Annotated in this window: 17 protein-coding genes; 9 read left to right on the plus strand and 8 right to left on the minus strand. The window is 66.5% G+C overall.

The features are described from left to right. Positions 1-59 precede the first annotated feature (59 nt). Both M2320_RS08480 and M2320_RS08485 read left to right on the plus strand, forming a co-directional pair. Positions 60-3,680: a sensor domain-containing protein gene (locus tag M2320_RS08480; RefSeq protein ID WP_264596899.1), complete on the plus strand. Its 3,621-nt coding sequence runs from the start codon at positions 60-62 to the stop codon at positions 3,678-3,680. A gap of 127 nt (positions 3,681-3,807) precedes the next feature. Beyond that, positions 3,808-4,377, plus strand: coding sequence for an HXXEE domain-containing protein (locus tag M2320_RS08485; RefSeq protein ID WP_264596900.1), 570 nt, complete (start codon positions 3,808-3,810; stop codon positions 4,375-4,377). Positions 4,378-4,448: 71 nt separating this feature from the next. Here the strand turns inward: M2320_RS08485 and ntrC are convergent, their stop codons facing one another. The 3 genes from ntrC to dusB form a co-directional block, all read right to left on the minus strand. Further along, the gene (gene ntrC, locus M2320_RS08490; RefSeq protein ID WP_184430333.1) at positions 4,449-5,927 is read right to left on the minus strand and encodes a nitrogen regulation protein NR(I); all 1,479 of its coding nucleotides are present in this window, start codon (positions 5,925-5,927) and stop codon (positions 4,449-4,451) included. A gap of 20 nt (positions 5,928-5,947) precedes the next feature. Further along, positions 5,948-7,033 (minus strand): two-component system sensor histidine kinase NtrB, encoded by a 1,086-nt coding sequence (locus M2320_RS08495; protein WP_184430352.1) that lies wholly within the window; start codon positions 7,031-7,033, stop codon positions 5,948-5,950. Positions 7,034-7,101: 68 nt separating this feature from the next. Then, positions 7,102-8,133, minus strand: a complete 1,032-nt coding sequence (gene dusB / locus M2320_RS08500; RefSeq protein ID WP_264596901.1) for a tRNA dihydrouridine synthase DusB — start codon at positions 8,131-8,133, stop codon at positions 7,102-7,104. Positions 8,134-8,357: 224 nt separating this feature from the next. On the opposite strand from dusB, the gene M2320_RS08505 reads away from it, so the two are divergent. From M2320_RS08505 to M2320_RS08525, 5 genes are all read left to right on the plus strand, one after another. Beyond that, positions 8,358-9,545 carry a bifunctional 2-C-methyl-D-erythritol 4-phosphate cytidylyltransferase/2-C-methyl-D-erythritol 2,4-cyclodiphosphate synthase gene (locus tag M2320_RS08505; RefSeq protein ID WP_264596902.1) on the plus strand — a complete coding sequence of 396 codons (1,188 nt, stop codon included), beginning with the start codon at positions 8,358-8,360 and terminating at the stop codon, positions 9,543-9,545. A 17-nt stretch (positions 9,546-9,562) separates the two neighbouring features. Then, positions 9,563-10,069 (plus strand): CinA family protein, encoded by a 507-nt coding sequence (locus tag M2320_RS08510; RefSeq protein ID WP_264596903.1) that lies wholly within the window; start codon positions 9,563-9,565, stop codon positions 10,067-10,069. Positions 10,070-10,147: 78 nt separating this feature from the next. After that, the gene (gene trhA / locus M2320_RS08515; RefSeq protein WP_264596904.1) at positions 10,148-10,810 is read left to right on the plus strand and encodes a PAQR family membrane homeostasis protein TrhA; all 663 of its coding nucleotides are present in this window, start codon (positions 10,148-10,150) and stop codon (positions 10,808-10,810) included. 98 nt (positions 10,811-10,908) lie between these two features. Next, positions 10,909-11,580 (plus strand): PAQR family membrane homeostasis protein TrhA, encoded by a 672-nt coding sequence (gene trhA, locus M2320_RS08520; RefSeq protein ID WP_184430338.1) that lies wholly within the window; start codon positions 10,909-10,911, stop codon positions 11,578-11,580. A gap of 199 nt (positions 11,581-11,779) precedes the next feature. Next, complete coding sequence (locus M2320_RS08525) at positions 11,780-12,574, plus strand: SGNH/GDSL hydrolase family protein (RefSeq protein ID WP_264596905.1); 795 nt, start codon at positions 11,780-11,782, stop codon at positions 12,572-12,574. On the opposite strand, the gene M2320_RS08530 is transcribed toward M2320_RS08525, so the two are convergent. From M2320_RS08530 to M2320_RS08555, 5 genes are all read right to left on the minus strand, one after another. Continuing rightward, on the minus strand, positions 12,565-13,053 hold the full coding sequence (locus tag M2320_RS08530; RefSeq protein ID WP_264596906.1) for a DUF2478 domain-containing protein: 489 nt from the start codon (positions 13,051-13,053) through the stop codon (positions 12,565-12,567). The two genes, M2320_RS08525 and M2320_RS08530, sit on opposite strands and share 10 nt — an antisense overlap. After that, positions 13,053-13,880 carry a molybdenum cofactor guanylyltransferase MobA gene (gene mobA / locus M2320_RS08540; RefSeq protein ID WP_319801422.1) on the minus strand — a complete coding sequence of 276 codons (828 nt, stop codon included), beginning with the start codon at positions 13,878-13,880 and terminating at the stop codon, positions 13,053-13,055. Before mobA ends, M2320_RS08530 begins: the two co-directional genes overlap by 1 nt. Before the next feature lie 9 nt (positions 13,881-13,889). Next, positions 13,890-14,639, minus strand: coding sequence for an N-acetylmuramoyl-L-alanine amidase (locus M2320_RS08545; RefSeq protein ID WP_264596934.1), 750 nt, complete (start codon positions 14,637-14,639; stop codon positions 13,890-13,892). A 194-nt stretch (positions 14,640-14,833) separates the two neighbouring features. After that, complete coding sequence (locus M2320_RS08550) at positions 14,834-15,133, minus strand: hypothetical protein (RefSeq protein ID WP_184430345.1); 300 nt, start codon at positions 15,131-15,133, stop codon at positions 14,834-14,836. Between the two features lie 97 nt (positions 15,134-15,230). After that, on the minus strand, positions 15,231-15,767 hold the full coding sequence (locus tag M2320_RS08555; RefSeq protein ID WP_264596907.1) for a redoxin family protein: 537 nt from the start codon (positions 15,765-15,767) through the stop codon (positions 15,231-15,233). Between the two features lie 129 nt (positions 15,768-15,896). Here M2320_RS08555 and M2320_RS08560 point away from each other — a divergent pair, with 129 nt between their 5' ends. Both M2320_RS08560 and xth read left to right on the plus strand, forming a co-directional pair. Then, the gene (locus M2320_RS08560) at positions 15,897-17,147 is read left to right on the plus strand and encodes an FAD-dependent monooxygenase (protein WP_264596908.1); all 1,251 of its coding nucleotides are present in this window, start codon (positions 15,897-15,899) and stop codon (positions 17,145-17,147) included. Position 17,148: 1 nt separating this feature from the next. Beyond that, on the plus strand, positions 17,149-17,928 hold the full coding sequence (gene xth, locus M2320_RS08565) for an exodeoxyribonuclease III (RefSeq protein ID WP_264596909.1): 780 nt from the start codon (positions 17,149-17,151) through the stop codon (positions 17,926-17,928). The last annotated feature ends 52 nt before the right edge of the window (positions 17,929-17,980 follow it).

The raw sequence follows: 17,980 nt of genomic DNA on the forward strand, positions 1-17,980 counted from the left end.
GTGCCGGCGCCCCTCCCCCCCAAAAACCTTTCGCAGGCGAGCGACCGGAGGGGGCGCGCATGACGCGCAGCTTCGCGCTGAAAGCCAGCCTGCTCTATGCGGTCGGTTTCCTGATCTACAAGGTCCTGTCCGACCGCCTGCTCGCCCATGTCGTCGACCACGACACTTATGTCGTCCTGCAGGGCTACAAGGGCTTCGCCTTTGTCGCGGTCACGACGGGTCTGCTCTATGTCCTGCTGCAGCGCGGCGAGCCGAAACAGCCGCCCGCGGCCGCGGAAGCCGGGACGCGCGCGCGCGCCATCTTTTCGGTGGCCGCGGCGCTGACGCTGGCCATCCTCGGCGCGGGCTGGCTGGTGTTCCAGACCATCGTCGCCAATATGGAGCAGAAGGCCCTCGACGAAGTCCGCGCCGTGGCCGAGCTGAAATCAGGCGACCTCGGGCGCTGGCTGCAGGCGCAGGAGAGCGCCGCGGGATCGCTGGCCTATAATGTCGCCACCCAGGGCCTGCTCGACGACTTCGACCAGCGCGGCGCCGAGATGGGGTCGATCCGCGCCGAACTGGCGCGGCGCGGCGCGGCGTTCAATTTCGCCGCCGTCGACCTGATCGACGACGAGGCGCGCTCCTATTTCGGCGCCGGCGACGAGCCGCCCGAACTCGCCGTCGCCGCCGCCAAGGCGTTCGGCGACGCCGCGCCGGCCTTTGTCGGTCTCCATGTCAAGCGCAGCGCCGTCGGCCCGCGCTTCGGCTTCGTCGCGCCGCTGCCCCAGGCCGGCGCGAACGGGCGCCGCTTCGCGCTCTATGCCGAACTCGCGGCGAGCGACCATCTCTATCCCTTCCTGTCCGACTGGCCGCTGCCGCGCGCGACCGGCGCCGGCGTGCTCGCGCGCCGCGACGGCGCCGAGGTGCTGTTCCTCAGCGCTTTGCCCGGCGACCCCAATGCGGCGCTGCGCCTGCGCGTCAGCTTTGCGAGCTCGGAGGCGCCCATCGCCCGCTTCCTGCGCGGCGAATCCGGGGCGATGCGCGGGATCGACCCCATGGCGCGGCCGGTGTTCGCCGCCGGCGCCAATGTGCCGGGCGCCGGCTGGGCGCTGGTGGCGCGCCTCGACGAGAGCGAGGCGCTCTCGGACAAGAACCATTACGCCCGCATTGTCGGGCTCGCCATGACCCTCGCCATCGTCGCCGTCTGGCTGATCGCGGGCTTCGTGCTTCAGGGACAGAAACTGGCGCGCGCGCGCGCCGACAGAAAGTTGCAGAAACGCTTCCAGGTGACCTTCGAACAGGCCGCCGTCGGCATGATCCATGGCGACCTCCACGGCGGCATCCTGCGCGTCAACCGACGCGCCTGCGAAATGTTCGGCTATACGCAGGAGGAGATGCTCGCCAATAACGCGCTGCTGATGTCGGCGCCGGAGGGCATGGTCAAGCTCGACACCGACATGGAATGCCTGCGCAGCGGCGCGCATAGCGAATATTTCGCCGAGCGCCGCTACCAGCGCAAGGACGGAACCTGGTTCGACGCCTCCGTCTCCGTGAGCCTGGCCCGGGGCGAGGCCGGCGAGCCCGATTATATGATGATCGTGCTCCAGGACATTTCCGGCCGCAAGGCGACCCAGGTCGCGCTGGAGCAGAGCGAGGAGCGCTTTCGCCTGGCGCTCGAAAGCGCGCGCGAAGGCGTCTGGGACTGGCGTCCCGACAGTGACGAAGCCTATTATTCCCCGGGCTGGAAGGCCATGCTCGGCTATGCCGACGACGAGATCGAGAGCCACGCCTCGGCCTGGCGGCGCGCGGTGGCCGAAGAGGGCCGCGCCGCGTTTCGTCAGCAATTCCTGGAAATCCGGGCGGGACAGCGGGAGAATTTCGAGTTCGAGACGCGCATGCGCCATCGCGACGGGCGCTGGCTCGACGTGCTCTCGCGCGCCATCCCCGTCTTCGACGCCAATGGGCGCATGGTGCGCGTGGTCGGCGCCGACACCGACATCACCGAGCGCAAACGCCACGAATCCCAGCGGCGGCTGGCGAGCGCGGTGTTTGTCAGCACCCATGAAGGCGTCTGCGTCACCGACGCGCAGCGCAACATCATCATGGTCAATCCGGCCTTCGAGGAAATCACCGGCTATCGCGAGGCCGAGGTGCGCGGCCAGAACCCGCGCGTGCTGAAGTCGGGCCTGCACGACGACGCCTTCTACCAGGCGATCTGGCAGGACATCGCCGAAAAGGATTATTGGCGCGGCGAAATCTGGAACAAGCGCAAGGACGGCTCGGTCTATCCGGAATGGCTGACCATTTCGGCGGTGCGCGACGCCCTTGGCGCGATCACCAATTATGTCGCTCTGTTCACCGACATCAGCCGGGTCAAGGAATCCGAGGAGCGGCTGAAATTCCTGGCGCACCACGATCCCTTGACCGCGCTGCCCAACCGCACCCTGCTCAGCCTGCGCATCGCCCAGGCGCTCGGCCGCGCCCGCAACGCGCCGACCACCGCCGCCGTGCTGTTCCTCGACCTCGACCGGTTCAAGACGGTCAATGACAGCCTCGGCCACGCCGCCGGCGACGAATTGCTGGCGCTCGCCTCCGAACGCTGGAAACACGCCCTGCGCCCGAGCGACACGCTGGCGCGGGTCGGCGGCGACGAATTCGTCGTCCTGCTCGAAAATGTCCGGGACGTCCATGAGGCGGAGCAGATCGCGCGGCGGCTGATGGCGGCGACCTCGGCGCCCTTCACTTTGTCGCATGGGCGCGAGGCCTGCGTCGGCCTGAGCATAGGCGCGAGCCTGTTCGCCCCCGGCGCCGACGCCGACGCGCTGATCCAGCGCGCCGATTCCGCGCTTTATCTGTCAAAACAATGCGGCGGCGGCGCGCTGAATTTCTATTCGGAAACGGTGACGGCGGAGGCCAGCGCCCGCCTCGCCATGGAGGCGGGCTTGCGGCGCGCCCTGGAGCGCGGCGAATTCGTCCTCCAGTACCAGCCGCTTGTGTCGCTGAAAGACCACAGCATGGTCGGCGTCGAGGCGCTGGTGCGCTGGCGCGGGCCCAACGGCCTCGTGCCGCCCGAACAGTTCATCGCGCTGGCGGAAAAGACCGGGCTGATCGTGCCGCTCGGCGAATTCGTCTTGCGCGAAGCCTGCGCGCGGATGAAGGCGTGGCGCGACGCGGGCGCGACGATCGGGTCGATCGCGGTCAATTTTTCGCCGGTGCAGATCAGCCGGACCAATATTGCCGAGCGCGTCGCGGCGATCCTCGAGGAAACGGGGCTGCCGCCGCAATGCCTGGAGATCGAGATCACCGAAACCGCTTTGGCCGAACCCGGCGAAGAGGTCGAAGGCCGGTTGCGCGCGCTGAAAAATCTGGGCGTGCGCCTCGCCATCGACGATTTCGGCGCGGGGCATTCGTCGCTGTTCTACCTGCGGCGCTTCCCCATCGACAAGCTGAAGCTCGACCGCGATTTCGTCCAGGACATTCCGCGCGATCCCGTGAGCATGGAAATCGCCGTCGCCATCATCCGGCTGGCGAATTCCTTGCAGGTGACGGCGCTGGCCGAAGGCGTCGAAAACCGCGAGCAGGCGGATTTTCTGGCGGCGAGCGGCTGTGCGCTGGCGCAAGGCTATCTGTTCGACAAGCCGCTGTGGGAAGAGGAGCTTTTTCAGCGTTTCGGCCTGCAGGAGACGCGCGCGGCGGGGTGACACGCAAAGTTGCGCGCTACAACCCCTGATACCCATAATCCGCTTTCGGCGCGAAGGGTTTCAGCTTAAGCTGCAGCCTGCGTTGCATAAGCGTTCCTCCCGTTCATTCCAGACCTCGAAGGCGCCCATGCAAAAGCTTAAACTCTGGCTGGCCAGCCGCTGGGTGGCCGCCGCCGGCTTCATGGCGGCGACGCTCCTCGCCCTTCTGCCCCTGATCGCCGCGGCCTTTGCGGCGCCGCTCGTGCTGCTGTTTCTTCACAGCCCCGGCTATATGGTCCACCAGGTGGAGGAGCACACCGGCGACCGCTTCCGCACCTTCGTCAATCAGCGCGTGTTCGGCGGCCGGGAGGCGCTCAGCGTCGGCGCGGTTCTCGTCATCAACCTCCCCGTGGTCTGGGGGCTCAATCTGGCCGCGCTCTATGCCGCCTATTTCTGGGGGCCCGGCTATGGGCTGGTGGCGCCCTATGCGATGCTGGTGAACGGCATCACCCATATCGGCGCTTCCGCGCGCTTCCGCAGCTACAATCCCGGGCTGGGCACGTCGCTGTTCCTGTTCCTGCCGCTCAGCCTGGCGACGCTTTATGCGATCGGACCGGTCGCGGCGGGATTCCATCTTGCGGGTCTGGGGCTGGCGCTGCTGCTTCACCTGCTGATCATCGCCCATGTGCTCCGGCAGATCAGGGGGCAGACGGCCTGAGGCGGCTCGGTCTCGTCGGTCGGCGTGGGTGCCCGGGACAAGCCCGGGCATGACGTCCTACAGAAAGCCAATCACCGTGAGGTGCGCATCAGCCTCACATCGAGGTCGCGGACTTTTTTGCGCAAGGTGTTGCGGTTCAGGCCCAGAAGTTCCGCCGCCTTGATCTGGTTGCCGCGCGTCGCCGCGAGCGCGATCGAAATCAAGGGATATTCGACCTCGCGCAGGATGCGGTGGTAGAGGCCGGGGGGCGGCAGGTTGTCGCCATGGGCCTTGAACAGCTCGGTGAGGTGGCGCTCGACCGACATGGCGAGCGATTCATCCGAATGCGCCGGCTGCGCCGACAGCGAGGCCGAGCCGCTGGGCGGCGTCGGGCGCGGCGCGCCGCTGGCGGAATCGAGCCCCAGCTCCGACACCACGATCTGCTCGGAAATCACATCCTGCGGATAGAGCGCGGCGAGACGGCGGACCAGGTTTTCCAGCTCGCGGATGTTGCCCGGCCATTTGTAGCGCTTGAGGCGGTCGAGCGCGAGCGGCTCCAAAGATTTGAGCGGCAGGCCCTCGTTGGAGGCCTGGGTGAAGAAATGCCGGGCGAGATCGCCGATGTCCTCGCTGCGCTCGCGCAAGGGCGGCAGGCGCAGCGGCACCACATTGAGGCGGAAGAACAAATCTTCGCGGAACAGGCCCTGCTGGATCAGAACGCGAAGGTCCTTGTTGGTGGCGGCGACGATGCGGACATTGGTCTTGATCGGCGTGCGGCCACCCACAGTGGTGTATTCGCCTTGCTGGAGCACGCGTAAAAGGCGGGTCTGCGCGTCCATCGGCATATCGCCGATTTCGTCCAAAAAGAGCGTGCCGCCTTCGGCCTGTTCGAACCGGCCGATCGAGCGGGAGTTCGCGCCGGTGAACGCGCCCTTTTCGTGGCCGAACAGCTCGGATTCGATGAGGTCGCGCGGGATGGCGGCGACGTTGATCGGCACGAACGGGCCCTTTTTACGCTTGCCGTAATCGTGCAGGGCGCGGGCCACCAGTTCCTTGCCGGTGCCGGATTCGCCGGTGATCATCACCGTGAGGTCGGACTGCATCAGTCGCGCCAGCGCGCGATAAATGTCCTGCATGGCGGGCGAACGGCCGACCAGCGGCATGGCGTCGAGATCGTCGGGTTCGGGCGCGCGCAATTTCGCCCGCGGCTCGCTCATGGCGCGGCCGACAATGGCCAGCAGCTCCTTGAGATCGAAGGGTTTGGGCAGATATTCATAGGCGCCGCGCTCGGAGGCCTTTATTGCCGTCATAAAGGTGTTCTGGGCGCTCATGACGATGACCGGCAGGTCGGGCCGCGCCTTTTTCACCCGGGGCAGAAGTTCAAAGGCGTTCTCGTCGGGCATGACCACGTCGGTGATCACCAGATCGCCCTCGCCGGCCTCAATCCAGCGCCACAGCGTGGTGGCCGCGCCGGTGGTGCGCACGTCATAGCCGGCGCGGGTCAGCGCCTGGCCGACGACGGTGCGGATGGCGGCGTCATCATCGGCGACGAGAATATTGCCGGTCGGCATTCAAAAACCTCCAGAAACCGTCAGATTTCGCGACGGGAATAGACGGGCATCAACATACGGAACACGGTCTTGCGCGGATGCGATTCGCATTCGATGACCCCGCCGTGATCGCCCACGATTTTCGCAACCAATGCAAGTCCGAGGCCAGACCCTGACGTTTTCGTGGTCACGAAGGGGTCGAACAGGTGCGGGACGAGGTCTTCCGGCACGCCGGGACCATTGTCGCGCACGCAGAATTCGAGCGGCAGGCTGACCGGCGAGGCTTTGCCCGGCGCGCGGATGCGCACGCCCGGACGATAGGCGGTGGTCAATTCGATCTCGCCTTGCAGGGCGTCGGGGCCGATCGCCTCGGCCGCGTTCTTCACCAGATTGAGGAACACCTGGATCAGCTGGTCGCGGTTGGCGAGCACCGGGGGCAGCGAGGGGTCGTAGGATTCGACGAAGCGGACATTCCGGGCGAAGCCGGCTTGCGCCACTTTGCGCACGTGCTCCAGCACTTCATGGATGTTGATGGCGCGGCGCTCGACGGGGCGGCCGTCGGAAAAAGCCTCCATGCGCTCGACCAGATGGACGATGCGGTCGGTCTCGTCGCAGATCAGCCGGCACAAAGCCCGGTCCTCGTCGCCGAGCGACGTCTCCAGCAATTGCGCAGCGCCGCGAATGCCCGACAGCGGGTTCTTGATCTCATGGGCCATCATCGCGCCCATGGCGGAGAGCGAGCGCGCCGCGCCGCGATGGGTGAGCTGGCGGTCCATCTTGTCGGCGATGGTGCGCTCCTGCAGCATCACCACCACGCCATTGTCGAGCTGCGGCAGCGGCGCGATGTGAATGTCGACATAGCGCTCGACGCCGATGCGCGGCGTGCCCAGGTCGACGCGATATTCGTTGATCGGCGCGCGGCGGGCGCGCACCTGCTCGATGGCGCCGATCAGCGGCGAGCCGAACGGCAGCAGGTCGTGGAAGCGGATTTTTCGCAGCGCATTGCGCGACATGGCGAAGAACAGCTCGGCCGACGGATTGGCGTCATGGATCATGCCGTCGCCGCCGACCGACAGCAGCGGATGCGGCAGCGCATTGAGCAGATGCGTCGCCATGCAGGCGTCCATCTCGCAATCCGCCTCATTAATGGGCAGAACGCCGAACGGCGCGCCAATTGTTTGGAGTTTCTTCGCCTTCATGCGGCTTCCTTCCGGGGCGCGGCGTAGAGGTTGTGCAAAAAGCTTCGCACCTCGCGCGGGTCCTCGCTTTCGACCAGGCGGCGGCGCGCATGCGGATCGACGGCAAAGCCGTCGCGCGCCGCCTGATCGGCATAGGCGGCGAGATGCTTTCGACTATGCCGCAGGCCGTGGCTCTCGCCAAAATTTTGGAGCAGGGTTTCGAAATGTTCTGACGCGGCGGCGCGGCGCAGTTCGGCGGCGATTTTGGCCCGGGGCGCGCCGGCCAGTTCATGGGCGATGTCGCCGACCAGCCAGGGCTGGCCCAGCGCGGCGCGGCCGATCATCACCGCCTTGGCGCCGGACAGCGCCAACATTTTGCGCGCGTCGGCGGCATTGCGGCAGTCGCCATTGGCGACGACGGGAATTTTGACCGCCTCGACCGTGGCGCGGATCGCCGCCCAATCGGCCTCGCCCTTGTAAAACTGGTTGCGGGTGCGGCCGTGCACCGTGACCATCACCGCCCCCTCCCCTTCGGCGCGGCGCGCCAGTTCCGGGGCGTTGAGCGCGTCATGGTCCCAGCCGAGCCGCATTTTTACGCTCACCGGAATTTTGGTGGCGCGCACGGTCGCCGCGATCAGCGCCTGGGCGAGATCGAGGTCGCGCATCAGCGCCGAGCCCGCCGCGCCGCCCGTGACCCTCCGCGCCGGACAGCCCATATTGATGTCGATCAGCTCGGCGCCCGCCTGCTCGGCGCGGCGCGCCGCCTCGGCCATTTGCGCGGGATCGCAGCCGGCGATCTGCACGGCGTGCGGCGTCACGCCGTCGCCCTGCAGGCGCAACAGCGATTCGCGCCGGTCCCGGCCGCGTTCGTCGCTCGCCACCATTTCGGAAAAGGCGAGAGCCGCGCCAAAGCGTCGCGCCAGCCGCCGCATGGCCAGATCGGTGATCCCGGCCATAGGCGCCAGCAGCGCGCGGCCCTGCAAAGCCAGCCCGCCCACATGCCAGGGATCGGCGAGATCGCTGCATGTTTGTTGAGCAAAAAGGTTCATGCATTCATTTTAGACAGATTCTTGGACGCTGCAAAGAAAAACGGCGGCCGCTTGACAAGCGTCGTCATGCCCGGCCTTGTGCCGGGCATCCACGCCGAGCCGCCACTTCAAGCGGCGTCCGAAAGATACGAGCATTCCCAAGCGTTAGGTCGCGCTTCATCACGGCGTGGATGGCCGGGACAAGCCCGGCCATGACGCGCGTGGACATGACAAGCGGAGTTTGCATGGCGGAGCGTTGCGTTTTTCTTGTTGTCGCGGCCGGGCGCGGATCGCGCGCCGGCGCCGGCGGGCCGAAGCAATATCGCGAACTTGGCGGCAAGCAGGTTTTGACCCGCACGCTGGAGGCGCTGCTGCGCGCCGCGCCGGATGCGCGCGCCCTGACCGTGATCCACGCCGACGACCGCGACCTCTATGACGCGGCGGTGGCGCCGCTTTCCAAAGATTTGCGGGAAAAACTGCTGCCGCCAACCATTGGCGGCGCCACCCGCCAGGAGAGCGTCTGCAACGGCTTGGACACGCTGGCGAACGTCTGCGCCGCCGACGATCTGGTCCTGATCCACGACGCGGCGCGCCCCTTCGTCAGCGCCGCTTTGATCGAGCGGGCGAAAGAGGCGGCGCGAAAAGGCGCGGGCATTCCCGGCCTCGCCGTCACCGACACGATCAAGCAGATCGCCGGGGACGCGCGCATCATCGCCACGCCGGAGCGCGCCACCTTGCGCGCCGTGCAGACGCCGCAGGCCTTTCGCTTCGGCCTGATCCACAAGGCCCATCTGGCCGCCAGGGCGGATGGCGCCGGCGACCTGACCGACGACGCCGCCGTGGCGGAATGGGCGGGCCATTGCGTTTTCGTCTTCCCTGGAGAGGCGGAAAACGGCAAACTCACCACATTGGAGGATTTTGTGCGCGCCGAAGCCAAGCTTTTGAACGATCTGCCCGACATTCGCACCGGCATGGGATTTGACGTCCATGCGCTCGGCGAGGGCGACCATGTCTGGCTCGGCGGCGTGAAAATTCCGCACAATCAGGCGCTGATCGGCCATTCCGACGCCGACGTGCTGCTGCACGCCATCACCGACGCCGTGCTCGGCGCCATCGCCGACGGCGACATTGGCGCGCATTTCCCGCCCAGCGACGAAAAATGGCGCGGCGCCTCCTCCGACCGTTTTCTTGCTCATGCCGTGGCGCTCGTGGCTGCGCGCGGCGGGCGCATCGCCCATATTGACGCCACGTTGATCTGCGAACGTCCGAAAGTCGGCCCGCATCGCGAAGCCATTCGCGCGCGCATCGCCGAAATCATGGACCTGCCGCTCGATCGGGTGGCGGTCAAGGCGACCACCTCGGAACAACTCGGGTTTACCGGAAGGCAGGAGGGCATCGCCGCGCAGGCGTTGGCGACGGTGCGCCTCCCCTAAAAAAAGGGGAGAGGGGCATGAAACGGCATCTGGTCGAGCAAGCTGAAAAACTGCTTTCGGCGGCCCGCGAGCGCAAGCTCAAGCTCGCCACCGCGGAAAGCTGCACCGGCGGTCTGATCGCCGCCGCTCTCACCGAAATTCCCGGTTCCTCGAACGTGTTCGAGCGCGGCTTCGTCACCTACAGCAACGAGGCCAAGATCGACCTGCTCGGCGTCGCCAAGGAGTTGATCGCCCGCCACGGCGCCGTCTCCGAGGCCGCGGTCGAGGCCATGGCGCTGGGCGCGCTGGAAAATTCCCGCGCCCATCTCGCCCTGGCGGTCTCCGGAATCGCCGGGCCGGAGGGCGGCTCCGCCGACAAGCCGGTGGGCACGGTTTTTTTCGCGCTGGCCCGCGACGAGCGTCCGGTCAAGATCGTCCGCAAGAATTTTGACCCCGATCTCGACCGCAGCGAAATCCGCACCCAGGCCGCCGCCTTCGGGCTGGACATGCTGATGGAGGCCGTGGAGCCGCATATTTTGGCGTGACGGCGGCGCGGCGGACCTCGAAGCGCCCGCAGGAAAATAGCCGCCGCAACCAAACCGGGCCTCTGGCGTTACGCGCCCATGTCCGACCCATTACCCCATTATTTCAAACGCTGCTATTCGCCTGCGGAATTGGTCGCCGACGCCCTGGTGCATGGGATCGCCATTCTCGCAGGCTTCGTCGGCTTCGCCGTGCTGTTCTTTCGGCTGGGCGAAAAAGGCGATGCGGCGTCGGCCGCCGCCGTCGGCGTTTACGCGCTCGCCTTCTTCCTGCTGTTCGGCGTGTCCTGCGCCTATAATCTCAGTCCGCCCTGCCGCGCCAAATGGTTGTTGCGCCGCCTCGACCGCGCCGCAATTTTCCTGATGATATCGGGAACCTATACGGCGCTGCTGTCGCTCACCGCGCAGGATGTCCGCATCTGGCCGGCCGTCGCCTGGGTGTGGTTGGCGTCGATCGGCGGCGCCGGTTTCGCGCTGCTGGCGACTCCAGGCCGATTCGACCGGGCGATGCTGGCGCTCTATCTGACTTTGGGGTGGGGCGCGATGGCGGGGGCGCCGCGCCTCGCCGCCGGACTGCCGCCGGAGACGATGAGCCTGACGCTCGCCGGGGGCGTGCTTTATTCCGTTGGCGTGCCGTTTCACTTGTGGAATAGTCTGAAGTACCAGAACGCCATTTGGCACGGCTTCGTCACATTGGCCACCGCCTGCCAGTTCGCCGGCATCGCCAAGGCGGTGGGTCCCTGACGCGGTTCCGGACTGGTCCCAGACTGGTCCCAGACTCTTGCCATCATCCCGCCGCACGCATTAGTTTAACTCTGAACGTTGCTGAACCGGAGCTGTTCATGTCGCTGCCTGAAGATCATCCGCGTCTGAAGAAGCGCCTCTATGGCGTCGACGAACTGATCGCCGATGGCTTTGTTCACGCCATCGCCATTGTCGCCGGGCTGATCGCCTTCGGCGTGCTCATCAATCATGCGGTGGAGCGCGGCGCGGTGTCCGAGGCCTTCGCCTTCGGCGCCTATGCCGCCGGCTTCTTCCTGCTGTTCGGCTTTTCCTGCGCCTACAACATGACCCCGCCCTCCAACGTCAAATGGATCCTGCGGCGCTTCGACCACGCCTCGATCTATCTGATGATCGCCGGCACCTATACGGCGCTGCTGTCGCAATTGCCGTCAGGGGTTTTCGCCTGGTCGCTGGCCATTTTCGTCTGGGTGGTGGCGCTGGGCGGCGCGGCGGTCAAAGTGTTTTTGCCCGGGCGCTACGACAAGGCGTCGCTGGTGGTCTATCTGGCGCTAGGCTGGGTCGGCGTGGTCGCGGCCAAATCCCTGTTCGACAACCTGCCGATGGCGACGCTGGTGCTGACCCTGGTCGGCGGCCTGTTCTATTCGGTGGGCGTGCTGTTCTACCGCTGGCACACGCTGAAATTCCAGAACGCCATCTGGCACGGTTTCGTCGCCGTGGCGGCCGGCTGCCAATATGCGGGAATCGCACAGGCCGTAGCGGCGGCGGGGTGACCGCCGCACGGTTAATTCATGATTAAACCGGCGCCGAGATCACACATTGTTGATTGCGTTGCGTCAGCAAGGCGCCCCAGAAGAAGCGGAATTCAACAATCGGGTAAGACTAGCTGAAGGTCTAGCCCGATGGATTGCGCTGCATCATTGACGCGCGCGCAAGCCAAGGGCAAGCTCGATTTGCCTTTCAGGATCGCGCATGAACACTCGACTGCGTTTCACTCTCATGGGGATTATCGCGGCTTTCGCCGCTTTTCCCGTCGTCGCGCCCGGCGAGACGCATGAGCGCCAGCTTCGCGTGACGCCCGAAGCCTCCTGCGCCGCCACTTTGCCGGCGCATGTCGCCGGCTTGCCGAAATTCTCCGAAGCCCTGCTGTCGGGTCGCGCCGTGCGCATCGTCGCCATCGGCTCCTCCTCGACGGAGGGCGTCGGCGCCTCCGCGCCCACCCGCAGCTATCCCGCCCAATTGCTGGCGCTGCTCAATCTGGCTCTGCCGGCGACCGAATTCGAGGTGGTCAATCTCGGCGTCGGCGGCGAAACGGCGTCCGCGACGGTCGAACGGCTGCGCCGGGACATCCCCAAGCAACATCCCGATCTGGTGATCTGGCAGGTCGGCACCAATGACGGCCTGAGGGACGTGCCGGTCGGCGACTATGAGCAGACCCTGCGCTCGGCGTTGGGTTTTCTCCGCCAGCGCGGCGACGATGTGATGCTGGTCGGCATGCAATGGACGCGCAAATTCGCCGCCAATCCCCACTATCTCGCCGTGCGCGACGCCACCAGCCAGGTCGCCGCCGAGACCGGCGTGACGCTGGTTTCGCGCTTCGACGCCATGCGCCGACTCGCCGAAGTCAGCGGCCGTGAAGAGCTGATCGGCCCCGACCAGCTGCACATGAACGATCGCGGCTATCGCTGCCTCGCCGAACAGGTGGCCGCGACCCTTTCGCACGCGATCGACTATACGGAAAAACCGTCGCTGAACGATCAGGGCTGAGGCAGGCTCTCCCGCCACGCCAGGACCGCCGCGGCGTCGCAGGGCAGTTCGCAGGCGAATTCGCCGGCATAGGCGCGCCAGTCGTCAGCGCGCTTGCGGGCGACGCCGATCAAAGTCGGCTGGCCCGCCAGCGCCGCCGCGCCGATCTCCGCGACAAACCCGCCGCCTTCCGCCTCGACGCGGCCAAACCGGCTGATCAACAACAGGTCGGGTTTTTGCGCCAGGCTTTGCGCCAGCAGACCGGCGACTTCGGCCAGCGCGCCGCTGTCCAGCCGGCAGCCGGTGGCGCAAGCGCCGAGATTCTGCATCAGATCGAAGGTCCGGCCGCTGTCGATATGCACGGCATAGATGGTTTCCGCGCAGGGCGTCTGGGTCACGCCGCCCACCCTTTGGCCGCGCGCCTCCAGCGCCGCGCGCACCTGGGCGAATAGCGCGTCGATCGGCTCGCCTTCGTCATAGATCACGGCGGCGAGGGACATCATCGGACTTCTCGGCGGATGAGGAAAACCGCGACCCCTTCGGCCCGGTTTTGCGCCTCCAGAACGTCGCCGGTTTCGCGCAGGAGATGCGGCACGTCGACAAAACTCATGGGATCGGTGCAGGACACTTCGACTCGCTCCCCGGGCGCCATGTCCGCCAGAAATTTTCGCGTCTTCAACACCGGCAACGGGCATTTGAGGCCGCGCAGGTCCAGAATTTTCGGCGCCAGCAGCGCTTCCGCCGCCGCGAGCTCCTCGGGCGTGTTGACGTTCATGAAGGGATCGCGCGGAATGGCCGGCCATTCCACGGTCGCGCAGTCGTAGCGGCGCTGGAATTGGCCGATGCCGCGAATGCCTTCCTCGACCAGCGCGCGCCGCAGGGTTTCGCGCAGGGACAGCGGCCAGAGCGCGACCACCGGATGGACGCGCCCGCCCGACGCCGCGCAAGCCAAGCCGTCCCGGGTCTTGCCCGCGGCTTCCGTCAGGCGGTCCGCGAGATCGTCGGGCAAGAACGGCGTGTCGCAGGGCAGGCTCAGTACGGCGTTAAAACCGTTGGCATGGTCCAGCGCGGCCAAAATCCCCGCCAGCGGCCCGGCGTGGCCGGGAATCGCGTCGGCGATGCAGGGCGCGTCGCCGAACGGCGCCGCGGCCTCAGGCGTGACGTCATGGAGGTTCACGACGACCTCGAGATTTTGCCGGCGCGCGCGATCGATCACATGGTCGATCAGCCGGCGTCCGCCGAGGGTGAGCAAGGGTTTTGGCGCGCCCCCCATCCGGCGGCCGAGGCCGCCGGCAAGAATGACGGCCAGTGTGGGGCGGGTTTGCATGGCGGAATTCTAACCCAAAAGAAGCTGCAGCGCCCGCAACGTCTCCAGCGTCGAGACATCCGCGATCCCATCGACCCGTTCCGGGCGAAAATGGCGCTGGAAGGCGGCGACCACGTCTTGCGTCGCGGCGTCATAAACACCCGTCACCTCGACGCCATAGCCGAAATCCGCGAGCATTTTTTGCAGCGCCGCCACCGGAGGCCCGAGCGCGCCGGGCTCATAGCTCGGGCCGGGACGGATGCTGGACGGTTCTGCCCAGAGGCCGACGCCCGCGTCGTGCAGCCGCCGCCAGGGGAAAAATTCGCCGGGGTCGATTTTTCGCGACGGCGCGATGTCGGAATGGGCCAGCACCCTTTGCGGCGGAATTTTTAGGCGGGCGCAAATGTCCCGGCAGAGCGCGATCACCGCCGCGATCTGCGCCTCGGGATAGGGCGGGCAGCCGCCGTCATGACCCGGGTTGACGATCTCGACGCCGATCGAGCGGGAGTTGAGATCGGTTTCGCCCGCCCAAAAACTCTTGCCGGCATGCCAGGCGCGCAAATCCTCGGCGACGAGTTGCCAGATGCGGCCATCCTCCCAGACGAGGTAATGGCAGGAGACGCCGCCCTTTTCCGTGGCCAGCAGGTCCAGCGCCGCCTCGCCAGTGGGCATGCCGGTATAGTGGAGGATCAGCGCGTCGGTTGGCCCAACCAGCCGTGCGCCATGGTTGGGCGAAACTACGAATTTTTCGACGAGCGGGGAATCAGGGCGTGGATGCATGGCGCCGGGGCATTTCTTCTCCCCATAGCCCGTCATCAGACGGGCGTTCTGACGAACGCCCTGCGAGGGGAGAAGGTGGATCGCGCTGAAAGCGCGAGACGGATGAGGGGCGGTCGCGACGGACGAACCCCTCATCCGGCGCCGGAGGCGCCACCTTCTCCCGCAAGGGGAGAAGGAAGGCGCCCGTCCTCAAATCAATACCACGCGATGCAGTGGCGGCGGCCGTAATAATCCTCTTCCCACTCGGCGCAGCGGCGCGGCGGCGGCGGGGGCGGCGGAGCGCTGTTGGCGCCGATGACGCCGCCGGCGGCGCCGCCGAGCAGCGCGCCCGCGACCGCGCCGCCCGCGCTGCCGCTGGCCAGACCGCCGATCATCGCGCCGGAGGCCGCGCCCACGGCCGCGCCATTCACCGTGCGCTGCTCCTGCGTGTAGCCGCAACCGCCGAGCGCCAACGCGCCAGCGAAAGCGACGCCCAGCAGAATGGTCCTGTTCATGCAAACCTCCCGATCAACCTTTTGCGCGCAGGCGCGCGTGTTCACGAAAACGTGTAAAGGTTAACACCGGCAAAACCAAGACGACCAAAGCGTCGCTTTACAATTTTAGGACGGGGCCGACGCTTGCCTGCAACTCGGCGAGCGCGATCGGGCCGACATGTTTGAAGGCGATGCGAGGCCCCGGCGCCAGCACGAAACTCGCGGGAATGCCGCGCGCGCCCAGCGCCCGATAGAGCAAACCCCTTCGATCCACGCCGAGCCGCGCATAGGGATTGCCGAACGCCCGCAGATAGCTCAGCGTGTTCTCCGGATCATCCGCCGAAGCCACGCCAAAAATCGTCGCGCCCGCGCGGGCGAAATCGACCAAAGCCTGGTGCTCCTCGCGGCATTGCGGACACCAGGAGGCGAAGGCGTTCAGGAACACGGTTTTGTCCGCGATGTCGGCCGCCGAAAACCCCGGGATTTGTCGACCCGCGGGGTCGGTGAGGCCGGCGAGCGGCGGCAGGTCGAAACGATCGGCGGCGAACGGGTTGAACAGATTGGCCAGGCGATCGCGGCCGCGCCACGCGCCCAACCCGCCCAGGGTCAATCCCGCCGCGCCCAACAGAACCGCTCGTCTCGAACTGATGGCCATCGCGCCTCCCCGGCCATTCCGCGCGCAAGCGGCCCCAAGATTCAAGATCGATCTGATCGCAGGCTTAACGCCGGTCGCCCTTGAACTCGCCTCTCCAAAACCCCTAAATGGAGCCTCAGGAGATCGGGCATGAGCGAGACAGAATTTTACGCATGCGATGTGCTTGTCGTCGGCGCCGGCGCGGCCGGGCTTTCGGCGGCGCACGCCTTCGCCGCGCAGGGGCGCAGCGTGATCGTGGTCGGCAAGGTCGAGACCCATCTCGCCGGACGCACGGTCGCTTTGTTCGAAGGCAGCCTGCGATTCTTCCGCGCTCTTGGACTGTGGGACGCCTGCGAGCCCCATGCGGCGCCGATGGAGGGCATTCGGCTCATCGACGACACCGGCTCGCTGTTTCCCACCGCGCCGAAAGAATTTCGGTCGCGGGAAATCGACCTCGACGCCTTCGGCCAGAATATTGAAAACAATGCGCTGGTGGCGGAACTGGCGGCGGCGGCGCGCGAAAATCCGGCGATCACGCTGATCGAGGGCCTGCTTGACACGTTCGAGCTGAATTATTCCGGCGCGCGGGCGCGGCTGGTCGGCGGCGGCTGGATCGACGCCAAGTTCATCGTCGCCGGCGAGGGCCGCAACTCGCAGGCGCGCCAGATCGCCGGCATTACGGTGAAAACCTGGACCTATCCGCAGACGGCGCTGACAGTCCTGCTCAAGCACGAAAAGCCGCATCACAACATTTCGACGGAATGGCACAAGCGCAGCGGCCCCTTCACCTTCGTGCCGCTGCAAGGCCGCGAGGGCGCGCCGCATCGCTCCAGCATGGTTTGGTTGGTGTCGCCGCGCGAAGCCGTGCGCTTGCAGGCGCTCTATCCCGAGGAACTCGCGGGCGAAATCCAGGACCAGTCGCACGACAAGTTCGGTCACATCGAACTCGACGGTCCCGTCGGCGCCTTCCCGATGGGCGCGCTGAAAACCGACCGCGTCACCGGGCTGCGGCTGGCCCTGATCGGCGAATCCGCGCATCTGTTCCCGCCGATCGGCGCGCAGGGCTTGAACCTCACCCTGCGCGATGTCGCCAATCTGGTGGACTGTCTCGAGGGTCTGGACCTCGACGAGCCCGACCCGATCTCGCGGGCGCTCAAACGCTATGAGCGCGACCGGGCGCGCGACATTGGGTTCCGCGTCAACAGCATCGACGTGCTCAACCGCTCGCTGCTGGTCCATGCGCTGCCCGTGGATTTCGCCCGCGCCTTCGCGCTGAACTTTTTCTCCGCCGTCGGACCTTTGCGCCGCGCGCTGATGCGCGAGGGCGTGACGCCGCATGGGCCCACGCCAAAACTGATGCGCGAGCGGCCGCCAGTTTTTTCGCGCGCCGCGCGTCGCTGAAATGCGCATCGCCACCTGGAACATCAATTCGGTCCGGCTGCGGCTGGACCTGGTGCTCGCCTATCTGCGCGATGTCTCGCCGGACGTGCTCTGTCTGCAGGAGATCAAATGCCAGGATGACGCGTTTCCGCGCCTGGAGATCGAAGCCGCGGGCTACAATGTCGCCGTGCACGGGCAGAAATCCTATAATGGCGTCGCCATTCTCTCCAAGGCGCCGATGGAATGCGCCCCCGGCCTGCCCGGCGACGAGAGCGACGAGCAATCGCGCTATATCGAGGCCGTGATTCCGTTCGGGCCGCGCGTCGTGCGGGTCGGCTGTCTCTATCTGCCCAACGGCAATCCGATGGGGACGGAGAAATACGCCTACAAGCTCGCCTGGATGGATCGTCTGATCGGGCACGCCCGCGCGCTGCTGAAGCATGAAGAGGTGTTCGTGCTGGCGGGCGACTACAATGTGATTCCCGACGCGCGCGACGTCTACGATCCCGCCGGCTGGGCGGCGGACGCGCTCTATGCGTTGCCGACCCGGCAAAAATTCCGCGAGCTGTTGGCGCTGGGTTTTACGGACGCCCTGCGCGCCACGACGGACGAGGCGAAGCAATATACGTTTTGGGATTATCAGGCGGGATGCTGGCCCAAAAATCTGGGGCTGCGCATCGACCATTTGTTGCTGTCGCCGCAGGCCGCCGACCGCCTCGTGGGCGTCAAGATCGACCGCGACATGCGGGCGCGGGAAAAACCGTCGGACCATGTGCCGGTGCGCGTGGACTTGCGAGATTGACGCGCGCCGCAAACTTCAACGTCATGCCCGGGCTTGTCCCGGGCATCCACGC

It is taken from the genome of Rhodoblastus acidophilus (genome assembly GCF_025961575.1).
GTDB lineage: Bacteria > Pseudomonadota > Alphaproteobacteria > Rhizobiales > Beijerinckiaceae > Rhodoblastus > Rhodoblastus acidophilus_C.

Excerpts from the sequence above, each read along its gene's own strand:
- ntrC (WP_184430333.1), bottom strand. The coding sequence starts at position 5,927 with ATGCCGACCGGCAATATTCTCGTCGCCGATGATGACGCCGCCATCCGC.
- M2320_RS08510 (WP_264596903.1), top strand. The coding sequence starts at position 9,563 with ATGAAACGGCATCTGGTCGAGCAAGCTGAAAAACTGCTTTCGGCGGCC.
- M2320_RS08545 (WP_264596934.1), bottom strand. The coding sequence starts at position 14,639 with ATGCATCCACGCCCTGATTCCCCGCTCGTCGAAAAATTCGTAGTTTCG.
- M2320_RS08560 (WP_264596908.1), top strand. The coding sequence starts at position 15,897 with ATGAGCGAGACAGAATTTTACGCATGCGATGTGCTTGTCGTCGGCGCC.
- M2320_RS08550 (WP_184430345.1), bottom strand. The coding sequence starts at position 15,133 with ATGAACAGGACCATTCTGCTGGGCGTCGCTTTCGCTGGCGCGTTGGCG.
- M2320_RS08525 (WP_264596905.1), top strand. The coding sequence starts at position 11,780 with ATGAACACTCGACTGCGTTTCACTCTCATGGGGATTATCGCGGCTTTC.
- dusB (WP_264596901.1), bottom strand. The coding sequence starts at position 8,133 with ATGAACCTTTTTGCTCAACAAACATGCAGCGATCTCGCCGATCCCTGG.
- xth (WP_264596909.1), top strand. The coding sequence starts at position 17,149 with ATGCGCATCGCCACCTGGAACATCAATTCGGTCCGGCTGCGGCTGGAC.
- M2320_RS08530 (WP_264596906.1), bottom strand. The coding sequence starts at position 13,053 with ATGTCCCTCGCCGCCGTGATCTATGACGAAGGCGAGCCGATCGACGCG.
- trhA (WP_184430338.1), top strand. The coding sequence starts at position 10,909 with ATGTCGCTGCCTGAAGATCATCCGCGTCTGAAGAAGCGCCTCTATGGC.
- M2320_RS08495 (WP_184430352.1), bottom strand. The coding sequence starts at position 7,033 with ATGGACGCCTGCATGGCGACGCATCTGCTCAATGCGCTGCCGCATCCG.
- mobA (WP_319801422.1), bottom strand. The coding sequence starts at position 13,880 with ATGCAAACCCGCCCCACACTGGCCGTCATTCTTGCCGGCGGCCTCGGC.
- trhA (WP_264596904.1), top strand. The coding sequence starts at position 10,148 with ATGTCCGACCCATTACCCCATTATTTCAAACGCTGCTATTCGCCTGCG.
- M2320_RS08505 (WP_264596902.1), top strand. The coding sequence starts at position 8,358 with ATGGCGGAGCGTTGCGTTTTTCTTGTTGTCGCGGCCGGGCGCGGATCG.
- M2320_RS08555 (WP_264596907.1), bottom strand. The coding sequence starts at position 15,767 with ATGGCCATCAGTTCGAGACGAGCGGTTCTGTTGGGCGCGGCGGGATTG.
- M2320_RS08480 (WP_264596899.1), top strand. The coding sequence starts at position 60 with ATGACGCGCAGCTTCGCGCTGAAAGCCAGCCTGCTCTATGCGGTCGGT.
- M2320_RS08485 (WP_264596900.1), top strand. The coding sequence starts at position 3,808 with ATGCAAAAGCTTAAACTCTGGCTGGCCAGCCGCTGGGTGGCCGCCGCC.